This is a genomic window from Thalassotalea eurytherma (assembly GCF_030161415.1).
Classification (GTDB): domain Bacteria; phylum Pseudomonadota; class Gammaproteobacteria; order Enterobacterales; family Alteromonadaceae; genus Thalassotalea_G; species Thalassotalea_G eurytherma.
Map to the genome: position 1 here is coordinate 158,545 of NZ_BSSU01000001.1, position 22,537 is coordinate 181,081.

The following is a 22,537-nucleotide window of genomic DNA, read 5'->3' on the forward strand; positions in this document are numbered from 1 at the left end:
TGTCGCTGTAATCGTTATGAAAAAAATCCTTATTAGTAGCTGCTTACTTGGCCAGCCAGTTCGTTATGATGGTCAATCAAAGCCACTGATACATTCCGTGATTGACCATTGGCAAAGCGAGGGGCGTTTAATTAGTATTTGCCCTGAAGTAGCTGGTGGCTTACCTATTCCAAGACCTCCTGCAGAATTAAATCAATCATTACAAAAAGTATTGACTGAAGACGGCATAGACGTGACACCACAATTTATACGTGGTGCTGAGCTTGCGTTGGCGTTATGTAACAAACACAACATTGGCTATGCGTTACTTAAAGAATCTAGTCCGTCGTGCGGCAGTCATAAAGTTTATGATGGCAGTTTCACGAATCAAAAAATAAATGGACAAGGCATAACGGCAAAGCTGTTGTCGGAATATGGAGTTTCAGTGTATTCAGAGGATACGATAGCGCAGTTAGTGTCTGAAATTGCTAGGCAATAATAACTTGGTTTGATGAACTGTCATCTTTACCATTAAGAATTTGACGCGCTTTAACGATTAAACCCGTTGGTGATTCCGATACTGTAAAATTATTTACCCCTAATGAAATCGTCATTTTGGGGAACCTTACACCTGATTTACTACTAATAAACCTCAGCTTTTCAACACCCTGTCTGATCTTTTCTGCAATTTCTCCCGCTACCCCTTTGTCGATATCTGGAATAAAGATCAAAAATTCGTCATTGGTTGTGCGCACAGGTAAGCCACTGTCATCAACATAGCTACTGACTTTTTGCGCTATTTTTGATAGCATCACATTGCCTATCAGTGGACCAAATTTGTCATGGAATTCCTTAAATTGGTCGATGCTTATCACAATCGCGGCGAGTTGACGGCTAGGATCTTCTTTATGCCAACTATCTAAATGCTTGTGCAGTGCTTTGCGATTATACATACCTGTAATTGGATCAAGGTAGATTTCCTGCTTAACTTTATCTAGCTCTGTTTTTAATGCGCGCGCTTTTTGTTGTGACTCAATAAGTCGCTCAATTAAGGATTGTTGTTGAGATTTGAAGTCATCAGAGGCGCGCCTAATATTATTGACCGCTTGACGCGAGGCTTCCGGAAGTTGTGTTGTTACCTGATTCAGATTGGCATCAAGCTTACTAATAAATCGCTCAACTTGCTGTGAAGATTGTTGAGCACTTTGATCGACTTGGGTGACAACATCGGCCATGTCATCAATCAGTTCATCACGAAAGTTACTTTGTCCTAATATAAATTGCTTGTAACACTCTTCCATTGAAAAGTTATCGAGGGTTTTTCCTTCGAGTAAGCGTTGCTTAACCGCTTGGATCAGTGGTTTGTTTTTACCTTCAACATATTCGTAGCTGATGGTGTAATTTATAGGATTTGCAGGGAGTACCCATTCATCTAGCTGTTGAGAAGCTAGTGCCATTTTTTTATTAGCTTGTTGAATGGAATCTATATACTTCAAAGTATTACGGATAATTTATTATTGTTCTAAAGCTATTCTCTAGCAAAGTTAATCAAACTGCTAGTTTTTTTATCTAAAAATTAGCTCTTGAGGGTAGTTTGTTTACGTTTTTTTTACAACCAACCCGTTTAGTGGCTGTTTTAATCAGACTAAATACTTGGTGCAAGCTAACATAGTGGGTAGACTTAATGAAAATAATTAAAGGTGTATCGTATGCGATTTTTAACCTGGAGCTTTGTTGCACTAACCCTCGTATTAGGCGGTTGTCAGAACACACAAAGCCCATCACAAAGTGAACCAGAAAAGCTTGCTCAAGTAATTAATAATTATCATGAATTCGTTAAATCGAGTAGCCCGTTAAATAATGCTGAATCTGGTGGTGATAATGCACGATTACCTGACTTGTCTGCAGACAATTTAGCGAATAAAAATCAACAACTGAATGCGATTTACCAATCGTTGTTGATGATAGATAGTGAGCAACTTGACACTGAGCAACAAATTAATTTTGCCGTGTTAAGTTACAGAGTTAAGAATGATCTCGATTTATACCAGTTTAAGTCTCATTACACCCCCTTTACTGCTGAATCAGGTTTTCACGCATATATTAGCTGGATAAGCTCAAGTACGAAAATGACAAACGAGCAAGATTATCAAGATTATCTAGCGCGTTTGACTGAAATGCCTAGGTATTTTGATCAACAAATGGCTTGGATGGAGAAGGGTTTAGCTGAAGGTATTACCCAACCTAAAGCTGTACTTAAAGGTTACGAACAGTCAATTGCCGCGTTCATAAAAGAAGATGTTGAACAAAGTACGTATTACCGACCATTTAATAATATGCCTGCACATCTTGATGATGAAACGAAGGTTGCCCTTAAGGCTCAGGCAAAGTCGACGATTAAAAATCTTGTCTACCCGAGCTATCAAAAATATTACGACTTTATGGTTAACGAATATATTCCCAATACGCGAGACAACATTGCCGCAAGCGCAATGCCTAACGGCTTAGCGTTTTACGATAACCGAGTAAAGCACTACACAACGCTTGATATTAGTGCTCAAGAAGTCCATGAAATTGGACTCAAAGAAGTCAAACGTATTCGTGCAGAAATGCAGGCGATTATTGACTCGGTAAAATTTGAAGGCAGTTTTGCAGAGTTCGTTGAGTTTCTGCGCACAGATGAGCAGTTTTATGCAAAAACACCTGAAGATTTATTAAAAGAGGCTTCGTTCATTGCTAAGAAAATGGACGCGAAGTTACCGAGTTTATTTAAAACGTTACCAAGAACGCCTTATGGTGTCATTGAAGTGCCTGCTAATATCGCACCTAAATATACAACAGGTCGTTATTCAGGCCCTTCACGAGATGATCAGCCAGGAAATTACTGGGTAAATACCTACCGTTTAGATAGACGACCTCTTTATGTTTTAGAAGCTTTAACGTTGCATGAAGCTGTTCCGGGGCATCATTTACAGGGCTCTATTGCCCGTGAAATGAAAAATGTACCAAAATTTAGAAACCAAACTTATATCTCAGCATTTGGTGAGGGTTGGGGATTATATTCTGAGTATTTAGGTATTGAAGCCGGTTTCTATCAAGATCCCTACAGTGACTTTGGTCGCCTAACCTACGAAATGTGGCGAGCTGCTCGATTAGTGGTAGATACAGGTATGCACCAAATGGGCTGGACAAGGCAACAAGCTATCGACTTTTTGGCGAGCAACACTGCACTGTCTTTACATAATGTAACTACCGAAATCGATCGATATATTTCTTGGCCGGGCCAAGCGCTGTCATACAAGATTGGCGAGTTAACTATTAAGCGCTTAAGAAAAGATGCTGAACAAAGGCTAGGTGAGCATTTCGATTTACGAGAATTTCATGATGAAGTATTGAAGAATGGCTCTATGCCGTTGTCAATGCTTGAGCAGTTAATTGAAAGCTACATTAGTCAACAAGAAGCAAAACTAAGTAGTTAATTGAACGATTAATTAGAGGTACAGCATGTCATGTGCCTCTCGCGATAATGAGAGATACTCGCCTGTGGTACAGGGCGTAATCATACCAATTGGGAAAATCAGAAAAGGAAGCAGCAAAGTACCGGAAACATTGGTCCCATCAAAAGAGATAAGCCCCCACTATATCAATTTCGGTAGTTCCGCTGTCTTAGGCATATGCCCTTAGACCGGTAACTTTGCGTCTTTGGCTTTCACCAAATTTGCCTTTTCGAGTAATAGTACTCACCCGCCATTATAGTTAATCGCAAAGCAAAGTAAATAGAGCGCTAGCTTTAAATTTAAGGCTTGTGTTAAAGTGAGGCTAATCTATTGTTTGTTTTATGTATTTAAGTTTGCGAAGGGGATGGCATTGAGTCTACGACTTTTACTGATGTTGCTTTTACTGTCTTTGACAGTCATAAGTGACATTGCCTTTGCAAATGAAAGCGTACAACAAACGGTTAGTAAAAACGCTGAACTTATCGAGTCATATTACAGTGCAGGCAGTGATAGCTTACCAAATGAAAAGGTTATCGCGTTAGCGCAAAAAGTGATTCGTAATCGACGCCTCTATCATGGCGACATCATCGCAAAAACCTATGTTTTGCTTGCCGATGTAGCTATTAACAAAGGCGATATGGAGCAGGCTCGTCAGTTTTCTTTAGATGGTTTAAGGGTTATCTCCCTTGATCGTAAAACCCGGATGCAATTGCTGTTAAAGGTCGCTTTGGCAAATTATAGCCAAGGCCAGTTTGAGCAAGTTAAAATTCGTGCAGACGAAGTGTTAGAGCTTGCCACGGAAGATGAAATTAATTTTCGATTACAAGCGCTAGGTTACCGAGCTGTTTATTTTGCCTTAACCTCTGAATATGAATCCGCCGTTGCTGAATTAGAGCTGATTAATCGCATTACGCGCCGATTTCAACAACATAGCGATCACATTGAAATCCTAGAGATTTTAGCGACGGCTTATCACTATTTGGAAGATTATGAAACGGCAGTTTCTTTGCAGCTCAAAGTGTTGAAACTGCGCTTTGAGCTAGAATTGCTACAAAAATTGGGTAATACCTATTATGCGTTAGCATCAGCCTATTGGAAAATGGGTAAATTAGATGATGCCTACAATGCCTATTGGGAAGCAAAGGTTGAGGCTGAAAAGGTTAATGCGCCTATTCGATTAGCCTATGCAGAGCTTGGTTTAGGGCAAGTGTTGTTTGATCAGCAAAATCCAATTGAATCTCAAGAACGATTGAAAAAAGCGGAAAGCATTTTCAATGGACAAAATCTTACTAAGCCTTATTTAACATCATTAATTATGTTGGCAAAGGTGTCATTTGAGTTGTCTGAAGATGATTACGTAAATGACCTATTGACCCGAGCAAAACATGTTTCTCAACATATGGAGCTCACTTCAGATCAAATCGAACTTTACCGCTTATTGAGTCAAATGTATGCCAGTAAAGAGCAATTTGAATTGGCTTGGCAATATCAAAAGCAGTATATAGAAGAATCTGATAAACACCGAGCATCGGTCAATCAATATCGGTTTACTAAAGAGGCAAATCAAGGCCCACAGCAAGCACAAGCGAGAAGAATAGCCCTAGATATTGCAGATAAATCGGAATTAGAAGCCCAGTATACACAACGCTATAAAAAGAAAAATCAGTTAATAGCAAGCCTGTCAGTTATCACGGTGCTATTATGTAGCGCCTTAGCGACTTTGCTATTGATGAGACGGCGTGATCGTCATTCATTGGCCTATAAAGAGTTTGAAAACCCCAAAGATACGTTAGCAAGTAGCACTAAAACAAAACAAATGTATCAAACCGCTTTTAAAAAAGCGCGTCGTTACGAATACCCTATCTGTGTTGCATATATTAAGGTGACAAACTGGCGTGATTTATTGTTTCGTACAAATCGAAAAGGGTTAGATGAAGCTAAGCGTTCAATTGCTACGGTTGTAAATGAGTATATTGAAGAATTCGATCTTGCTGGTGAGTTGAACACCAGTGAATATTTGCTGATCTTTCCACATCAAACACTCGATGAAGTGAATGTGAAAATTAAAGCACTAACAGAAGCATTGCGTGTAAGGTTTTTTGCAAACTTAGGTGATTTTGTTGTCTATTTTAATTATGCTGTTGATTCTCCATCTATACAAGATATTGAGCCGTATATTTTTTTATCACGTTTAACCGATTCGGTAAAAGAAGACGAGCAACAACAGCCTTAACGTACAAGGAAAGCTATGTTTTTAATTATTGGTATCGCTGCCATTCTTATGCTGATAAGTATTTACTTATTTTATCGAGCTGAGCACTTTAAAAAAGAAATAAGCGCATACAGACGAGAAGCAAAAATGACCAAGCAGGAATGTTTGTCGATGGCTAATGCCGTTGTTTTAGCTTCTACTCAACATCAAGACTTGCTGAAAAAACGCCTAAAGAAAATGCAAGATACGATTGGCGTTGAAGACGAGCCAAATCCAGAACTACTCATCATGTCTTACTTAATTAGCCAGTATTCCAATGTTTATCGTGAACTATTAAAAGAAGACGAGACGATACAGCTGGCTTATAAGAAATTCTTTGGTGATACGGGTAAAAGGTATTATGCAGATCTAGACGAATTCATGCGTGAAAGTGATGCATCACTTCGTAAAATGTGGAGCAGTAAAGATCACTGCGTATATATCTTGTTTATCGATATGCTGTTGGAAAGTCAGGAGCGTAAGTTAGCCAAAACGAGCAAAAAGAAAGCGATTGCTTAAAGGCTGCTAAGTGTTAGATACAAAAAAAGCGCTATTTAGCGCTTTTTTAATGTCTTATTATAATGTCTGGTGACGTATCAATTTCACCATCACCAGAAATTGTTGCGGCATTTCCATTGCAAAGCAATACAGCGACACTTCCACGGTTGCTGTTTCTAATGAATGTTAAATCATAGCCAAATTGCGTTAAGCTGCTAGCCGCAAACTTTTGAGCTAATGTTAACTTGTCCCAAAGAGCCGCTTGCTCAGGGCGATATTGACGTCGCTCTAACAACACTTCTCTTGCGTGCAATGCTTGCATTGGTAACCTCAAATATTTTAGTAAGCTTATGAGTAACTTACTACTGAAATCATAAGTAAGTTTAACATAAACTAGTTTGGTTGCTTATTCAACAATCCGTCGATAAAAAAAGCAAAATAAATAAACTGATCCAACCTGTTTAATGTAAATACGAATGGGCTTGTTATAATAGACCACAATAAAACCAAAAAAATTTCATACTGGGTAAATATGAGTAAAGTGTTAGCTGACCTTTTAGATTTATTATCGTTAGAAAAAATTGAGCAAGGACTATATCGAGGGCAAAGCCAAGATTTAGGCTTTAAAGCACTATTTGGTGGTCAGGTCATGGGGCAAGCACTATCGGCGGCGCAAAATACCGTAGAGGCCAACCGTATGGTGCACTCACTTCATTCTTATTTTCTTTTACCTGGTGACGCCAGAAAGCCAGTAATTTATGATGTAGAAACAATTCGTGATGGTAGAAGCGTATCTACAAGGCGAGTTAAAGCGATTCAAAATGGTAAAGCCATTTTTTATATGACGGCATCATTTCAACGCCAAGACCAAGGTTTTGATCATCAAGATAAAATGCCTGATGTTGCTGGGCCACATAATCTCGCCTCGTTTCAAGATTACATTAATGAGCATCAACAGTTCTTTACTGAACCAGTACGCGCTAAATTTTTAGCTGAAAAGCCTATAGAGATCAGGCCTGTTCAAGTCTACGACTGGGTTGAGCCTAAAACAATGCCTGCGCAATGTGATATGTGGATCAAAGCAACAGGTTCATTGCCTGACGATTTGAGAACACATATGTATATGCTGGCATATACATCGGACTATCATTTCCTGCCTACATCATTGTACCCACATGGTGCTTCTCATTGGCATCAAAATATTCAGATTGCGACCATCGATCATGCCATGTGGTTTCATCGTCCATTTCGATTTGATGATTGGTTGTTGTATTCAATGGAAAGCCCATCAGCAAGTAATGGGCGAGGTCTTGTTCGCGGTAAAATCTTTAATCAGCAAGGTGAGCTGGTTGCGTCAACTGTGCAAGAAGGTGTTATTCGTCCTATCTAGTTTCTTCTCGGGGCAAATTTACGATGCGATGTCATGCGCTTGCGTCTTTTCCCGCCAGTCGTAGCCTGATGGGTGTTGAAACACGCGTAAATTAAATAATGGCGCGAGCGCGAATAAATGATCAAAAATATCAGATTGAATGCCCTCGTAGCTAATCCAGCGTTTGTCTTTACTAAAGAAGTAAAGCTCTAAGGGTAAGCCCGTTGAACTCGCTGGTAGTTGCCTCACCATACAAGTCATACTATGGTTGACTTGTTCGTGCTGTTTTAAATAAAGGTTTATATAGGCACGAAAAGTACCTAAATTGGTGAGTTGACGGCCGTTGATATCATCTGCATCTAATTGCTTTTCGTTACGCTCTTGATTGATTTCAGTGATCTTTTGTTCAATATACGGCTCAAGAATCGTTAAATGCTTTAGCTTTTCTAAGTCGTTTGCCTGATAAAAACGTATGCTACTAATGTCAATCGATATGCTTCGTTTGATACGGCGACCGCCCGACATCTTCATGCCATGCCAGTTTTTAAACGACCCAGACGTTAGTGCGTAAGTAGGCACCGTGACAATGGTTTTGTCAAAATTCTGTATTTTTACCGTTGTTAAGCCTATCTCTAATACGTCACCATCAGCGCCATAGTTTGGTAACTCAACCCAATCACCAATGGTCAGCATTTTATTCGCCGAGATTTGCATACTCGCGGCAAACCCTTTGATAGTGTCCTGAAAAACTAACATCAATGCAGCCGCAATAGCGCCAATGCCGCTCAATAGGTACATCGGAGAGCGATCGAGAATGAAAGAGATTGATAGAATTGTTGCTACGATATAAACAGAAAGCTTTAATACTTGAATGCCAGGGTTGAGGGGAATGTAACGCTCTTGTGCAACGGTTTCATAATTGCGGTTAATTACATTTAGTACAGCACAAATTGTTTTAGCAATCTGAAAGGTAAGGACACATTTAGCTATCACGACCAATACATGCGTTGCCGAATGGCCTTGTTCAAGGATAAGTGGCGTGCAAAATAAGACGGCAATACTTGGCACGATAGCAGCAGCTTTCGTAAAAACATGCTCATCATCAAGCAAGTCATCATATTTGTTTTTCGAATGCACTACCGCTTTTTTGACGACTGATAATAAAGGGTATTTGGCTAGATAATGACTGATAATGGCAATCAATAAAATGAGAAAAAATCCTGACGAACTTTTTAGCGTATCAAGTGTAGGTTGTTCTAAACCTAACTCGGCTAAATAAGTTAACATTGCTTCAACCATCATCTACCCTTTTATTTGTTAGACTGATCTGTCATTAAGGCTAATTGCGCATCTTTATCATGCCACAATTGGTTAAGCCATTGTTGAAATGATTGTTTAAATGCTTTGTCATTAAAGTAATCACCTGACATTTGCTCGTTAATCTCAAACGTTTCAATATTTACTTCAATATCGTCAACTTGACCCGACACAAACTGCCAAAACGTTGGAATACCTTTAGGATAGTATATGGTGACGTTAACTACTTTCGTTAAATGTTCTCCCATCGCATCCAATACATAGGCTATGCCACCAGCTTTAGGTCTTAATAAATGTTGAAACGGCGACTTCTGCTTTTCATGTTTAGCCTGTGTGAAGCGCGTCCCTTCAATGAAGTTCATTACACTAACGGGCTTGTTTTTAAACTTTTCACATGCTTTGCGAGTTGTCGCAATATCACTGCCAATTAAGTGTGGATTTTTCTTTAAGAAAGACTGACTATAACGCTTCATAAATGGGAAATCTAAAGCCCACCAAGCAATACCAATAATAGGGACATAAATAAGCTCTTTTTTGAGGAAGAATTTTAAAAACGGAATCTTACCGAGCAAAACACGTTGTAAAACTAGGATATCAACCCAACTTTGGTGGTTACTTATTACTAAATACCAGTCGTTAAGTTTTAAACCCGATAGGCCGTCGACATCGATTTTTGTACCAATAAAAAGCTTTTGATTAAGTGTATTTATTGCCACCCAGCTATTTGCCATTGCATCTAGTATGTAACTCATTAATTTTTGCCAAGGCTTTACAGGAATAAGTGCCTTTAATAATGAACCGATGACAATAGGTACTGCCCAAAATATGGTGTTAATTACGTAAAATAGAAATGATAAACAACCAGTTAAAGTCGCTGGCAAAAAACTTAACATAAAACTCTCTTTTTATTCTTCAAGTTGCTGTGACCTATTCAAAATTTGATAACAGCACATCATTCGTCAATGAATTGCCTAAATACTTTACTGTTTTTCAACCTTTTTGGGTAGCACTCAAATACAGCTAATCATGACAATTTCATAATATTAGCCTTAGCTATCTCAAATCAGCGATAATTGGCGAATTTTATCCGTTACTCGATAGGCGGACGAAGCCGTTAATTTGGCGACAAAACCCATCAATTTTGTCGCTATTTGTCTACGATGGTTAACTATTGTTCATTTTAAATTTAGACTAATCACTCTTATCCGAGAGTTTGTTGACTTGATTTTCCTTGAAAGAAAACCCTATGTTTTGTTTCAACCCTTGTAATCGCCTATTTCTATTGAATTTCAATAAACTGCTTTTGATAGAGAGTTCAGCTAAATCGTATCGTCATTCTCATCGAGATAACAAACTATCGTAACTCAACTTTTCTATAGCTTGATGCCCTGTAAGTTAATTTTCTGCCTAACTTCAATTATTGAGGTGTTAATGTATGGTGAAATTTATCACTAAACCCAGTTAACAATGCCTTTGAACGGATTTAAAAAAGGGTAAAAAAAGAACGTTTTTTGATTTTGGTCAATAATTGTTGTGTTTTTTGCATGGTTAACGCTTAAAAAGCACTTGTCTGGAATGATTATTGATTTAACGCATTAAAAAGTGCTTTTTTGTCTAAAAACAACACAAAAAGGTCGTTGCTAATCTCATCGATAGCGTTCATGCTAGAAGTGAAATCATTTGAGGAGGAACAATGAACTTTCAACGTGTTGTTATCAAAGTGGGCAGTGCACTCGTTGCACCACAAGGTAGCGGTTGTAGTGGGCAACATTTATTATCTATTGCGCGCTTTATTACCCAGTGCCATGAAACTGGCAAAGAAGTTATTTTAGTCTCATCTGGCAGCGTTGCTGCTGGCAGACAATTGATCCAACACGGTTCTCCCAACCCCTCAATTCCCGCTAAACAAGCAATGGCCGCTGTCGGTCAAATGAAAATGATGGCTAACTGGCAACGTTTTTTCGATGTGCCTTGCTCTCAGTTGCTGATTACTCATGGCGATTTAAAAGATCGAAATCGGTATATCAATATACGTAATACACTTCGTATCTTATTAGAAAATAAGATTATCCCGGTTGTAAATGAAAACGACACGGTCGCTACTGAAGAATTAAAAGTGGGCGACAACGATAATTTAGCGGCGATGGTTGCCATGGTAAGTGAAGCAGATTGCTTATTGATTCTAAGCGATATTGATGGTGTTTATGATCAAGACCCAAGAAACAACCCAGATGCTAAAAAAATTACCGAAATAGCGGCTATTACGCCTGAAATTTATGCCATGGCGGGTGGTAGTAAAAACCATATATCAACGGGTGGCATGAAAACTAAAATTCAAGCCGCAGAAAAAGCGATTGAAAATGGTATCACGACGTATATCGTTGATGGCGCAAACCCAAACGTTTTTGAACGACTGGCGAATAATGAAAATCCAGGAACACGATTCAAACCGCAAGCTAGCGTTACCAAAGCAAAAAAACACTGGTTAAAACATACCTTAAAAAGTTCAGGGCAACTGGTACTCGATATTGGTGCAAGCAACGCAGTTGTCAAAAAAGGCGCGTCTTTATTAGCTTCGGGTATTATCGATGTCGTTGGACAATTCAATGTCGGCGAGTCTGTTGAGATGCGTTGTCAGCAGTCTGGTCAAATTATTGCCAAAGGTATTAGCCAATATAGCAGTCGAGACTTAGCCAAAATTAAGGGTAAGCAAAGTGATAAAATAGATGGCATATTAGGCTTTTGCCCAAGCAAAGTGATTATTCATCGTGATGACCTAGTGTTAATGCGTGCCAATAAACAGGAAGTGAGCTAATGAATCTTGCTAATAATTTTGATTTAGAACTTGCTGCGCAAGCAGCGAAAAAAGCAAGCTTGGCAATAGCCCAATGTACAAGCTCGCAAAAGAATGATTTGCTGAGCACTATTGCCGATACCATAGAACAACAAACCGCTAATATTTTAGCGGCTAACACACAAGATATTGAAGCAGGGCGTGCCAAGGGTTTATCTGAAGCGATGCTTGATCGTTTGCTACTAACGGAGCAACGTGTGGTTGATATAGCTGAAGCTATTCGAGAAATTATTCAACTACCTGACCCTGTTGGCTCGATAGAGCAAACAATTGTGAGACCTAACGGACTTCAAGTAGGTAAGATGAGAATTCCGCTTGGTGTTATCGCCATGATTTATGAAGCACGACCAAATGTAACCGCTGAAGCGGCTGCTTTATGTATTAAGTCAGGTAATGGTGTCATTTTGCGAGGCGGTTCTGAGGCCATTCATAGTAATTTGGCACTAGCCCAGTGTTTGCATAGTGGTTTAGTCGCTCATGATCTGTCGAGTGCTGTGGCAACAGTTATTCCTGATACATCAAGAGCGGTTATCGAGCAGCTCTTAACATTTCGGCAGTATATCGACCTTGTGATCCCGCGTGGTGGTGAAGGGTTGATAAATATGGTGACCGAGAAAAGCCAAATTCCAGTCATTCAGCACTTTAAAGGTGTTTGTCACTTATTTATCGACAAATATGCCGACATTAATAAAGCGGTAAATATCTTAGTAAATGGTAAAACACAAAGACCAAGCGCTTGTAATGCACTGGAAACCTTATTAGTGCACAAAGAGATTGCTCCTAGCTTTTTGACAGCGGCGCAAGAGGCACTCGCTAAGTTTAAAGTTAAGGTTCATGCCTGTGCTAATGCACTACCTTATTTTCCAGGTGGCGAGTTAGCCGATACTGAAGATTACCATGCTGAGTACCTTGGCCAAGAAATCGCTGTTAAAATTGTTGAAAGTTTTGATGATGCGATTGAACACATTAATCAATATACCTCAGATCATACTGAAGTGATTGTGAGCCAAGACATTTCCCGTAGCCAACGTTTTATTCGCCAAATAAATTCATCGGTTGTTATGGTCAATGCTTCGTCGCGTTTTTCCGATGGTGGAGAATTAGGACTAGGCTCGGAAATTGGTATTTCTACAAGTAAATTACATGCTTATGGCCCAATGGGCTTGGCAGCACTTACTACCCAGAAATTTGTGGTCATAGGTGACGGTCAAGTAAGAAGTTAGGTTGCTTAAATCGTATAAATAAAAAAGCGGTACGAGGTGCAACTCGTACCGCTTTTTAACTGAATATACCCGACTACATTACATGGTAATTTCAGTCAGCGAGCACCTGATAATAATGTGATTACAAGCTATCACTTACAATGCGTTTCATATCTGTCATGTAACCACGTAATTCTTTACCAATAACTTCTACGCTATGGTTTCGAATTTCATCGTTAACTTCAATTAAGCGTTGGTTGTCTACCTGATTTGAAGTGCTGGCTAAGCCTTCACCTAAATCTTCTAAACTTAGTTGGCTAACAAAGTCAGACAGTAATGGCACGGCTGCGTGGCTAAATAAGTAGTTACCGTATTCAGCCGTATCAGAGATAACAACGTTCATTTCGTACAGCTTGTTACGCGCAATACAGTTAGCAATTAATGGAGTTTCATGAAGCGATTCATAATAGGCTGATTCTTCAATAATGCCGGCAGCAACCATTGAATCAAACGCTAGTTCAACACCTGCTTTTACCATAGCAACTAAGAAAATGCCTTTGTCATAGAATTCTTGCTCAGTAATTTCTGTCTCGCAATCAGGCGCCAATTCAAAAGACGTTTCCGCCGTTTGTGCACGCCAGGTAAGTAAATTAACGTCATCGTTCGCCCAGTCTTCCATCATGGTTGAAGAAAAGGTGCCGTCGATAATGTCGTCCATATGTTTTTCAAACAACGGGCGTAAAATCCCTTTTAGTTTATCAGCCATATCAAACGCTTTGATTTTCGCAGGGTTTGAAAGGCGGTCCATCATGTTGGTAATACCACCATGCTTTAAACCTTCAGTAACTGTTTCCCAGCCATATTGAATTAATTTACGCGCATAACCAGCGTCTACACCGTTTGCAACAAGTTGTTGATGACCTAAAATTGCACCTGTTTGCAGCATGCCACATAAGATAGTTTGCTCACCCATTAAGTCTGACTTAACTTCAGCAATGAATGATGATTCAAGTACACCAGCGCGATCGCCACCAGTTGCACTAGCATAGGCTTTTGCAATTGCTAAACCATTGCCGTTTGGATCGTTTTCTGGGTGAACCGCAATCAATGTTGGTACACCAAAACCACGCTTATATTCTTCACGTACTTCAGTACCTGGACACTTAGGCGCAACCATAACCACGGTAATATCAGGGCGTACTTGCATGCCTTCTTCAACAATGTTGAAACCGTGAGAATATGAAAGTGTAGCGCCGTGTTTCATTAATGGCATTACAGCGCTAACAGCTGACGTGTGTTGCTTGTCAGGTGTTAGGTTTAATACAAGGTCTGCTTCTGGAATTAATTCATCGTAGGTACCAACAGTAAAGCCATGCTCGGTAGCCCATTGGTATGATTGACGCTTTTCAGCAATTGCTGCTTCACGTAGGGCGTAAGAGATGTTCAAGCCTGAATCACGCATGTTTAAACCTTGGTTTAAACCTTGTGCACCACAGCCGACAATCACGATATTCCAATCTTTTATGAAGTTACAGCCATCTTGAAATTCGTCTTTTTTCATAAAACGACATTTGCCTAATTGAGCTAATTGCTCACGTAAGCTTAAGGTGTTGAAATAATTTGCCATGATCTACTCCGAAAATTTTATTGCTTGTAGACTAATATAAAACTATCGTTGCTTAAATTGATATATTTGCATTACTATGTTGCAAATTACGCAACAAAAGAGGTTGGCGATGGATGCAAAATCATTAAGTATGTTTGCTCACCTTGCTCGTTCACTGCACTTTGGTAAAACAGCAACGGCGTTTTATGTCAGTCCATCAACATTGAGCCGAGCAGTTCAGCGTTTAGAAGAAGAGCTCGGATGTCAGTTATTGCATCGTGATAATCGTAATGTTGTGCTGACGCCTGCGGGACAAAAATTACAAGCATATGCGTTAGCGCAACAAAGTCAGCTTGAAGGTTTAAAGCTTGAATTAGCAAAACAACAAGAGCAGCTTACTGGCACACTCCATATTTATTGTTCTGTAACGGCGGCCTATAGTCACCTTCCCGATTTGCTCGATCGCTTTCGCCAACAACATCCTTTGGTTGAAATTATGCTCACAACCGGTGATGCGGCAGAATCTGTAAAATACATTCAACAACAAAGTGCCGATATCGCAATTGCTGCCAAGCCAGACGAGCTATCTTCAAGTTTCTATTTTCATCATCTGATGGATATTGATTTGCAGCTCATTGCGCCAAGTATGTTTTGCCCTGTAGAACAGCTGGTTAGCCAACCAACAATTGATTGGTCTCAAGTGCCGATTATTTTGCCAGAACAAGGGTTAGCGCGCACACGCTTTGAAAAGTGGTATCGCCAGCTTCAGTTCGGCAAACCCAATATTTACGCGAATGTATCTGGCCATGAGGCTATTGTCTCGATGGTTGCACTGGGTTGTGGCATTGGTATTGCCCCTGAAGTAGTTACAGAGCTTAGCCCGCTAAAGAACCGCGTAAAAGTGCTTGATATAGAAACGAATATTAAACCTTTTAACCTAGGCGTTTGTTGTTTGAACATTAAAAAGCAGCAACCGTTGATTAAGGCATTTTTTGAAGCAATCGATAACTAAACAGCGATAGATTCTGTTAAATGTCTCAAAATTCTATCCATTGCTCGGTAAGACAAAGCTTCAACGAGATGGTTGTTTTGAATCTCCGGTGTGCCTTCCATATCTGCCAAGGTTCGCGAAATTTTTAATATTTTATGGTGTGCCCTTGTCGAGAGGCCGAGCTTTTCAACGGCAAGCTCTAAAAACTCATTATCTTCATGATTTAAATAACAATAGTGTTTAATTTGTGCGGCAGTTAGTTGTGCATTAGCACATTGCTGTCGCTTAAGTTGAATGTCACGGCATGCAGCAACTCGGGCCTTAATTTCACTACTTGTTTCGTTGTTGTTTTGCTCATTTGCCCAAATCCCTCTTGGTAAACGAGCAACTTCAATTTGTATATCTATCCTGTCTAAAAAGGGCCCTGATAGGCGGCTTAAGTATTTCAAAATTTGTTCTGGTGTTGATCTGTTGTCGTTGTAGAAGCCGGTTGGGCTCGGGTTCATCGCAGCAACGAGTTGAAAGTTTGCTGGAAAGGTCAGTTTTTGTAGTGCGCGTGAAATCGTCACCTCGTTAGACTCCAATGGCTCACGCAAAACATCTAACACCTTTCGGTCAAATTCAGGTAACTCATCAAGAAATAAGACCCCATTGTGGGCTAAAGATACTTCACCTGGTTTAGGTTGACTGCCTCCACCGATTAACGCCGCTGCAGATGCCGTGTGATGCGGTGAACGAAAAGGTCGTGTATACCAATTACTATTCTCAACCGACTGATTAGCTATCGACGCGACAGCAGCTACGTCGAGCGCTTCGGCTTCAGTCATGGTCGGCAAAATACTGGGTAATCGACTTGCAAGCATCGTTTTACCAGTACCTGGTGGGCCAATAAATAAGAGGTTATGACCTCCACTGGCAGCGATTTCTAATGCTCGCTTCGCATGAGGTTGGCCAACCACATCTGCCATATCAAGTTCGCTGGTTTGCTCTACTTGTTGAGCATTTTCATGATAAGTCACCAATGGCAGTTCTTGCTGGCGCGCAAAGTGGGGGAATAGTTGGGTTAAGTGTTCTATGCCTAAAACTTTTGCAGATTTTACATGGCAGGCTTTTTGTGCGCTTTGTAGTGGTAACACTAAGGTTCGATTTTGTGCGGCACACGCCATGGCCATCGGAATATCGCCAATAATTGAACGCAATGCACCCGACAACGCAAGCTCGCCGGCAAATTCATAATGGCCAATATCGTTTTCTGGTATCTGTTGGGAGGCGACAAGAATGCCAATAGCAATGGGTAAATCATATCGGCCACCTTCTTTGGGTAAGTCAGCGGGCGCAAGATTGATCGTGATACGTTTTGCAGGAAACTCAAAGCCACAGTTGATAATGGCACTGCGCACTCGGTCTTTTGACTCTTTCACTGAAGTTTCTGGCAGGCCGACAATATGGAAGGCAGGTAAACCATTGGCAATGTGCACTTCTACAGTAACTAAGGGGGCTTCCAGTCCAAGGCGAGCTCGGCTATACACGCAGGATAAAGACATAAAAATTCCATTTATTATGTTTTATCATTGAGTGTAGTTAACGAAATTATTTTTGCCTAATAACTAAACAGGATTTAAATAGAAAAAATATTTTAACATTTTATTAAAAAGTACTTGCTTGGATGATTAGAGCTATGGTACTAATTTAAAAAAGCAAAACACTAAAATAAAATTTCATTATTTTTAAATAAATATGCATAACATAAACGCAATTATTATTAACATTATTCTCGTCGTGGTGATTATTATTTCATCGCGGGATCGTTTGTTGCGTTAACAAAAATTAATTTTTTACAACAAACCCCCGCTCCGAAAGGACCGGGGGTTTTGTTTTTCTTAGGGCAAGAAAAACGTTATTAACCATTACATTTAAACTGACAGAGGAAAGAAGTGTAGAAAGTGATTGTAAGTTGAAAAACGACTTTTTACATATTCTATTGAAGACACATGGCAAGTGAACAATTAACCGGCGCAGCGTTACTTTTCAAAGTATTGCAGCAGCATCAAGTAAAGCATGTTTTTGGCTATCCAGGCGGTGCCATTATGCCAATTTATGATGCGCTTTATGATAGTGACGTTGAACACTTTTTGTGTCGTCATGAGCAAGGGGCAGCATTTTCTGCAATAGGCTATGCCCGTGCGTCTGAGCAGGTAGGCGTTTGTTTTGCAACGTCGGGACCTGGTGCAACTAACCTGATCACCGGCTTAGCCGATGCGCTTGCAGATTCTATTCCTGTTGTCGCGATTACTGGTCAAGTGGCTACCGCAGCAATGGGCTCAGATGCCTTTCAGGAAATTGATGTTTTTGGTTTATCGCTAGCGTGTACAAAGCATTCCTTCCAGGTGACAGATGTTAATGATTTAGAGAAAGTGTTACATCGTGCGTTTGCCATCGCACTTGAAGGGCGCCAAGGCCCTGTATTAGTTGATATCCCAAAAGACGTTCAAATAGCATTGGTTGATGAGAAACACGGAAATTATTCACAGCTGAAAAACAAAGTTAAATTACCACCAGCAAATGTTGGCAGTGCGCTTGCGTTAATGAGTAAAGCTAAAAAGCCAATTTTATATGTCGGTGGTGGTGTTGGTATGGCACAAGCGATTGATGAACTTCGCAGTTTTGCTAAGTGCACTGGTATCCCAAGTGTTTCAACCTTGAAAGGTCTAGGTGCCTTAGATCCGCAGGACGCAAATTATATGGGTATGTTAGGCATGCACGGCACGAAAGCGTCTAACTTAGCTGTACAAGCGTGTGATCTGTTAATTGCCGTAGGGGCGCGATTTGATGACCGTGTAACGGGCAAATTAAATGAATTCGCGCCAAATGCCAAAGTCATTCACTTTGATATAGATACGGCTGAAATTGATAAACGTCGTAAAGCGGATGTCGCTATTTTAGGTGATCTTAAAGTGAATTTGCCATCGCTTGAAATGCCTTTAAGCATAGAGCAATGGCAAGAAACTTGTCAGGCGATGCAGCGCGATTTTGGCTGGCGTTACGATCATCCGGGTGAAAACATCTTTGCCCCTGCGGTATTAAAAGAACTGAGTGATCGTGTTCCTGAAAATACTTGTGTCACAACAGATGTTGGTCAGCACCAAATGTGGACTGCACAACATATGAAATTTAATGATCCGACTAACTTTTTAACAAGTGGTGGTATGGGGACAATGGGTTTTGGTCTACCTGCGGCCATTGGTGCACAAGTTAGTCGTCCTCACGATTGTATTATCACGGTATCGGGTGATGGTTCAATCATGATGAACGTTCAGGAACTTGCAACCATCAAGCGTTTTCAGTTACCGGTTAAAATTGTATTAATCGATAACAGTAAGCTGGGAATGGTGCGTCAATGGCAAGATTTATTCTTTAATGGTCGCCTAAGCGAAACAGACTTATCTGATAATCCAGATTTTATTATGCTAGCGCAAGCCTTTGATATTAAAGCAAGACAGATCACTAAAAAGCATGAGGTAGCGGAGGCGATTGAAGAAATGTTGGATCACAATGGTCCTTATCTATTGCAAGTGAAAATAGATGCAAAAGACAATGTATGGCCACTTGTTCCACCAAATACTGCAAACGACAAAATGATGGAGAATACCTAATGAATCACTATCAATTAAACATCACAGCAGATGACAAACAGGTGGTTTTAGAGCGTATTCTTCAAGTCGCAAGGTATCGCGGATTTTTGATCAATGGCATTAATGCACAGGTAAATAACGCCGACAATATTGGCATTATTAAGTTGTTCGTTAGCAGTGAGCGCTCAATCGGACTTTTAGTTGATCAGATCAATAAACTCATCGACATCAAGAGTGTCACGGTAGACAATAAGGCTACGCAGTCAACAAGCGCTTAACATGGTTAACGAATAAGTTCGTTACTTAATGAATAAACAATAAATAATCACTAAGTCACTCGCGACTTAGTGAAAAGATACAAATTTAGGACAACACAAATGGCTAAAGTAAATGCAGAATTAATTTGGTTTAACGGTGAACTCATGCCTTGGCAAAATGCGACGGTTCACGTGATGAGCCATGCATTGCATTATGGTTCGTCGGTTTTTGAAGGTATTCGTGCCTACGAAACCCATAAAGGTACTTGTATTTTCCGATTAGAAGAGCATATCAAACGCCTTTTTGATTCGGCAAAAGTATATCGAATGAATATCCCATTCACGCAAGAAGAAGTTGAGCAGGCATGCAAAGATGCTGTCGCTAAAAATGGTTTAGCATCTGCTTACCTTCGTCCATTGGCGTTTTTAGGCGATGTCGGCATGGGATTACGTCCACCTGCTGATGCGAAAGCTGATTTAATGGTTGCTGCTTTTAGTTGGGAAGCATATCTCGGCGCTGAAGCGATTGAGCAAGGTGTTGATGTCGGTGTTTCAAGTTGGAACCGATTAGCGCCTAACACCATGCCAACGGCAGCCAAAGCCGGTGGTAATTACTTATCTTCGCAACTGATTTCAATGGAAGCTGGTCGTCATGGCTATACCGAAGGTATCGCGTTAGACATCAACAACATGGTTAGTGAGGGTGCTGGTCAAAACCTATTTTTAGTGCGTAATGGCATCATCTACACGCCATTTAGCACCGCTTCAATTTTACCTGGTTTAACACGAGATACGGTGATGAAACTAGCTGCACAATTAGGTTATGAAGTGCGTGAAGAACCTGTTTCTCGTGAGTCTTTATATCTAGCGGATGAGTTCTTCATGACAGGTACTGCAACCGAAGTTGTACCGGTTAAAAGTGTCGATGGTATGCCAGTAGGTACAGGTTCTCGTGGGCCAGTTACAAAAGCCATTCAAGAAGCTTTCTTCGGTATTTTTGATGGTAGTACCGATATCCCAGACTCTTGGTTAGCGCCTGTAAAATAACGATAATTAATAGCGCTAATTGATGAGTGGGAATACGTTGAACTTTAACAGCGTATTCCCACGTTAAATTAGCCTACTAATTTTTCGTTATTGCTAACGAATTTTATATTAACTAAAAACGAATATAGCAATAGTAGGAAAAATAGAATGCCAAAATTAAGATCAGCAACTTCGACACAAGGCCGCAATATGGCAGGTGCAAGAGCACTCTGGCGAGCTACCGGCATGACCGATGGTGACTTTGGTAAGCCTATTATTGCAGTAGTAAATTCATTTACCCAGTTTGTACCAGGTCATGTGCATCTAAAAGACATGGGGCAACTTGTTGCTGGCGCTATTGAAGACGCGGGTGGTGTTGCAAAAGAATTCAATACCATCGCCGTTGATGATGGCATCGCTATGGGGCATAGCGGTATGCTTTATAGCTTACCTTCACGTGACCTTATTGCCGATTCTGTTGAATATATGGTAAATGCACATTGCGCCGATGCTATGGTGTGTATTTCGAACTGTGACAAAATCACTCCGGGCATGTTAATGGCGGCAATGCGTCTTAATATCCCGGTCATTTTCGTTTCTGGTGGTCCGATGGAAGCAGGTAAAACTAAGCTTTCAGATCAAATCATTAAGCTCGATTTAGTTGACGCTATGATTCAAGGTGCTGATCCAACCGTTTCAGACGAACAAAGTAAACAAGTTGAACGTTCAGCATGTCCTACATGTGGCTCCTGTTCGGGTATGTTTACTGCAAACTCGATGAACTGTTTAGCAGAAGCGTTAGGCCTAGCGCTACCTGGCAATGGTTCTATGTTGGCGACACATGCTGACCGTGAACAATTGTTTCTAAAAGCTGGCAAACAAATTGTTGAGCTAACAAAACGTTACTATCAAGAAAACGATGAGAGTGCGCTTCCGCGTAATATTGCCAATAAAGACGCGTTGCATAACGCGATGTGTTTAGATATTGCCATGGGCGGCTCTACCAATACGATTTTACATTTGCTTGCTTTAGCGCAAGAAGCTGAAATTGATTACACAATGGCGGATATGGACCAATTATCACGAATCGTTCCGCAGTTATGTAAAGTAGCGCCGTCAACACCAGATTATCACATGGAAGATGTGCATCGCGCTGGCGGCGTCATTGCCATTTTAGGTGAGTTAGCGCGAGCAAATTTATTAAAAATGGATGTCACCAATGTCTTAGGCACAAGCCTGACAGAGCATCTTAATCAATACGATATTAAGACAACGAAAGACGAAGACATTAAAACCTTTTACCGAGCAGGTCCTGCTGGTATTCGCACAACCAAAGCGTTTAGCCAAGATTGTCGCTGGGATACCTTAGATGATGATCGTGCAAACGGTTGTATTCGCTCACTCGACAATGCCTTTTCTACCGAAGGTGGTTTAGCGGTGCTTACCGGTAACATTGCACTTGATGGCTGTGTTGTTAAAACAGCAGGTGTAAGCGACGATAACTTAACCTTTACAGGCCCTGCTCATGTCTTTGAAAGTCAAGATGATGCAGTTGCCGGCATTCTTGACGGCAAAGTTGTTGCTGGTGAAGTTGTCGTTATACGTTACGAGGGGCCAAAAGGTGGTCCGGGCATGCAAGAAATGCTGTATCCAACAACTTACCTTAAATCAATGGGATTAGGTAAAGCCTGTGCGCTATTAACTGATGGCCGCTTTTCAGGCGGTACTTCGGGTTTATCGATTGGCCATGTTTCACCAGAAGCAGCAAGTGGTGGTGTAATTGGTCTAGTGGAACAAGGCGATATTATTGATATTGATATCCCTAACCGTTCAATTCAGTTAAAAATATCTGAACAAGAATTAGCCAAGCGTCAGACCCAAATGAACGCCAAAGGTACAAGCGCTTGGCAGCCAAAAGATCGTGTTAGACCTATCAGTTATGCACTTAAAAACTATGCAATGTTAGCGACCAGCGCCGACAAAGGTGCTGTGCGAGATCGTGCAGTACTAGATGGTGCATCAGCACACTTATCGAACCAATCTGAAAAAGCATAAATT

Annotated in this window: 18 protein-coding genes and 1 riboswitch; of the genes, 12 read left to right on the plus strand and 6 right to left on the minus strand. The window is 40.5% G+C overall.

The features are described from left to right. Positions 1–16: 16 nt before the first annotated feature. A complete protein-coding gene (locus tag QQK02_RS00705; RefSeq protein WP_284206009.1) occupies positions 17–478 on the plus strand; it encodes a DUF523 domain-containing protein in 462 nt (153 codons plus the stop codon). Here QQK02_RS00705 and QQK02_RS00710 read toward each other — a convergent pair. Next, on the minus strand, positions 468–1,436 hold the full coding sequence (locus QQK02_RS00710; RefSeq protein WP_284206010.1) for a GGDEF domain-containing protein: 969 nt from the start codon (positions 1,434–1,436) through the stop codon (positions 468–470). The two genes, QQK02_RS00705 and QQK02_RS00710, sit on opposite strands and share 11 nt — an antisense overlap. 252 nt (positions 1,437–1,688) lie before the next feature. Here QQK02_RS00710 and QQK02_RS00715 point away from each other — a divergent pair, with 252 nt between their 5' ends. From QQK02_RS00715 to QQK02_RS00725, 3 genes are all read left to right on the plus strand, one after another. Further along, positions 1,689–3,458 (plus strand): DUF885 domain-containing protein, encoded by a 1,770-nt coding sequence (locus QQK02_RS00715; RefSeq protein WP_284206011.1) that lies wholly within the window; start codon positions 1,689–1,691, stop codon positions 3,456–3,458. Between the two features lie 169 nt (positions 3,459–3,627). Beyond that, positions 3,628–3,712, minus strand: a riboswitch (cyclic di-GMP riboswitch). A 134-nt stretch (positions 3,713–3,846) separates the two neighbouring features. Further along, positions 3,847–5,709: a hypothetical protein gene (locus QQK02_RS00720; protein WP_284206012.1), complete on the plus strand. Its 1,863-nt coding sequence runs from the start codon at positions 3,847–3,849 to the stop codon at positions 5,707–5,709. Positions 5,710–5,724: 15 nt separating this feature from the next. Next, positions 5,725–6,246, plus strand: a complete 522-nt coding sequence (locus tag QQK02_RS00725) for a hypothetical protein (protein WP_284206013.1) — start codon at positions 5,725–5,727, stop codon at positions 6,244–6,246. A gap of 46 nt (positions 6,247–6,292) precedes the next feature. On the opposite strand, the gene QQK02_RS00730 is transcribed toward QQK02_RS00725, so the two are convergent. Next, positions 6,293–6,547, minus strand: a complete 255-nt coding sequence (locus QQK02_RS00730) for a hypothetical protein (RefSeq protein ID WP_284206014.1) — start codon at positions 6,545–6,547, stop codon at positions 6,293–6,295. Between the two features lie 210 nt (positions 6,548–6,757). Between QQK02_RS00730 and tesB the strand changes: the two genes are divergently transcribed. Beyond that, entirely contained in the window at positions 6,758–7,615 is an 858-nt protein-coding gene (tesB, locus tag QQK02_RS00735) for an acyl-CoA thioesterase II (protein ID WP_284206015.1), read from the plus strand. A gap of 18 nt (positions 7,616–7,633) precedes the next feature. On the opposite strand, the gene QQK02_RS00740 is transcribed toward tesB, so the two are convergent. Both QQK02_RS00740 and QQK02_RS00745 read right to left on the minus strand, forming a co-directional pair. Continuing rightward, positions 7,634–8,881, minus strand: a complete 1,248-nt coding sequence (locus QQK02_RS00740) for a mechanosensitive ion channel family protein (RefSeq protein ID WP_284206017.1) — start codon at positions 8,879–8,881, stop codon at positions 7,634–7,636. A gap of 23 nt (positions 8,882–8,904) precedes the next feature. Further along, entirely contained in the window at positions 8,905–9,804 is a 900-nt protein-coding gene (locus QQK02_RS00745) for an acyltransferase (protein ID WP_284206018.1), read from the minus strand. Positions 9,805–10,604: 800 nt separating this feature from the next. On the opposite strand from QQK02_RS00745, the gene proB reads away from it, so the two are divergent. Together proB and QQK02_RS00755 are read left to right on the plus strand one after the other, a co-directional pair. Continuing rightward, positions 10,605–11,726: a glutamate 5-kinase gene (gene proB, locus QQK02_RS00750; RefSeq protein ID WP_284206020.1), complete on the plus strand. Its 1,122-nt coding sequence runs from the start codon at positions 10,605–10,607 to the stop codon at positions 11,724–11,726. Next, positions 11,726–12,988: a glutamate-5-semialdehyde dehydrogenase gene (locus tag QQK02_RS00755; RefSeq protein WP_284206021.1), complete on the plus strand. Its 1,263-nt coding sequence runs from the start codon at positions 11,726–11,728 to the stop codon at positions 12,986–12,988. The genes proB and QQK02_RS00755 overlap by 1 nt, the downstream gene beginning before the upstream one ends. A 121-nt stretch (positions 12,989–13,109) precedes the next feature. On the opposite strand, the gene ilvC is transcribed toward QQK02_RS00755, so the two are convergent. Beyond that, positions 13,110–14,594, minus strand: coding sequence for a ketol-acid reductoisomerase (gene ilvC, locus QQK02_RS00760; protein ID WP_284206022.1), 1,485 nt, complete (start codon positions 14,592–14,594; stop codon positions 13,110–13,112). A 109-nt stretch (positions 14,595–14,703) separates the two neighbouring features. Between ilvC and ilvY the strand changes: the two genes are divergently transcribed. Continuing rightward, complete coding sequence (ilvY, locus tag QQK02_RS00765; RefSeq protein ID WP_284206023.1) at positions 14,704–15,585, plus strand: HTH-type transcriptional activator IlvY; 882 nt, start codon at positions 14,704–14,706, stop codon at positions 15,583–15,585. Here the strand turns inward: ilvY and QQK02_RS00770 are convergent. Further along, entirely contained in the window at positions 15,582–17,108 is a 1,527-nt protein-coding gene (locus tag QQK02_RS00770) for a YifB family Mg chelatase-like AAA ATPase (protein ID WP_284206024.1), read from the minus strand. The two genes, ilvY and QQK02_RS00770, sit on opposite strands and share 4 nt — an antisense overlap. Before the next feature lie 447 nt (positions 17,109–17,555). On the opposite strand from QQK02_RS00770, the gene ilvG reads away from it, so the two are divergent. The 4 genes from ilvG to ilvD all read left to right on the plus strand — a co-directional run bounded on the left by ilvG (position 17,556) and on the right by ilvD (position 22,534). Next, the gene (gene ilvG, locus QQK02_RS00775) at positions 17,556–19,217 is read left to right on the plus strand and encodes an acetolactate synthase 2 catalytic subunit (RefSeq protein WP_284206025.1); all 1,662 of its coding nucleotides are present in this window, start codon (positions 17,556–17,558) and stop codon (positions 19,215–19,217) included. Further along, positions 19,217–19,474 carry an acetolactate synthase 2 small subunit gene (ilvM, locus tag QQK02_RS00780; protein ID WP_284206026.1) on the plus strand — a complete coding sequence of 86 codons (258 nt, stop codon included), beginning with the start codon at positions 19,217–19,219 and terminating at the stop codon, positions 19,472–19,474. The genes ilvG and ilvM overlap by 1 nt, the downstream gene beginning before the upstream one ends. A 99-nt stretch (positions 19,475–19,573) precedes the next feature. Beyond that, positions 19,574–20,500 (plus strand): branched-chain amino acid transaminase, encoded by a 927-nt coding sequence (locus tag QQK02_RS00785; RefSeq protein ID WP_284206027.1) that lies wholly within the window; start codon positions 19,574–19,576, stop codon positions 20,498–20,500. 147 nt (positions 20,501–20,647) lie between these two features. After that, positions 20,648–22,534 carry a dihydroxy-acid dehydratase gene (gene ilvD / locus QQK02_RS00790; RefSeq protein WP_284206028.1) on the plus strand — a complete coding sequence of 629 codons (1,887 nt, stop codon included), beginning with the start codon at positions 20,648–20,650 and terminating at the stop codon, positions 22,532–22,534. Positions 22,535–22,537 lie beyond the last annotated feature (3 nt).

What these genes read in the sequence shown, in the direction of transcription:
- QQK02_RS00705 (WP_284206009.1), top strand. Translation starts at nt 17, where the DNA reads ATGAAAAAAATCCTTATTAGTAGCTGCTTACTTGGCCAGCCAGTTCGT.
- QQK02_RS00710 (WP_284206010.1), bottom strand. Translation starts at nt 1,436, where the DNA reads ATGGCACTAGCTTCTCAACAGCTAGATGAATGGGTACTCCCTGCAAAT.
- QQK02_RS00715 (WP_284206011.1), top strand. Translation starts at nt 1,689, where the DNA reads ATGCGATTTTTAACCTGGAGCTTTGTTGCACTAACCCTCGTATTAGGC.
- QQK02_RS00725 (WP_284206013.1), top strand. Translation starts at nt 5,725, where the DNA reads ATGTTTTTAATTATTGGTATCGCTGCCATTCTTATGCTGATAAGTATT.
- QQK02_RS00730 (WP_284206014.1), bottom strand. Translation starts at nt 6,547, where the DNA reads ATGCAAGCATTGCACGCAAGAGAAGTGTTGTTAGAGCGACGTCAATAT.
- tesB (WP_284206015.1), top strand. Translation starts at nt 6,758, where the DNA reads ATGAGTAAAGTGTTAGCTGACCTTTTAGATTTATTATCGTTAGAAAAA.
- QQK02_RS00740 (WP_284206017.1), bottom strand. Translation starts at nt 8,881, where the DNA reads ATGTTAACTTATTTAGCCGAGTTAGGTTTAGAACAACCTACACTTGAT.
- QQK02_RS00745 (WP_284206018.1), bottom strand. Translation starts at nt 9,804, where the DNA reads ATGTTAAGTTTTTTGCCAGCGACTTTAACTGGTTGTTTATCATTTCTA.
- proB (WP_284206020.1), top strand. Translation starts at nt 10,605, where the DNA reads ATGAACTTTCAACGTGTTGTTATCAAAGTGGGCAGTGCACTCGTTGCA.
- QQK02_RS00755 (WP_284206021.1), top strand. Translation starts at nt 11,726, where the DNA reads ATGAATCTTGCTAATAATTTTGATTTAGAACTTGCTGCGCAAGCAGCG.
- ilvC (WP_284206022.1), bottom strand. Translation starts at nt 14,594, where the DNA reads ATGGCAAATTATTTCAACACCTTAAGCTTACGTGAGCAATTAGCTCAA.
- ilvY (WP_284206023.1), top strand. Translation starts at nt 14,704, where the DNA reads ATGGATGCAAAATCATTAAGTATGTTTGCTCACCTTGCTCGTTCACTG.
- QQK02_RS00770 (WP_284206024.1), bottom strand. Translation starts at nt 17,108, where the DNA reads ATGTCTTTATCCTGCGTGTATAGCCGAGCTCGCCTTGGACTGGAAGCC.
- ilvG (WP_284206025.1), top strand. Translation starts at nt 17,556, where the DNA reads ATGGCAAGTGAACAATTAACCGGCGCAGCGTTACTTTTCAAAGTATTG.
- ilvM (WP_284206026.1), top strand. Translation starts at nt 19,217, where the DNA reads ATGAATCACTATCAATTAAACATCACAGCAGATGACAAACAGGTGGTT.
- QQK02_RS00785 (WP_284206027.1), top strand. Translation starts at nt 19,574, where the DNA reads ATGGCTAAAGTAAATGCAGAATTAATTTGGTTTAACGGTGAACTCATG.
- ilvD (WP_284206028.1), top strand. Translation starts at nt 20,648, where the DNA reads ATGCCAAAATTAAGATCAGCAACTTCGACACAAGGCCGCAATATGGCA.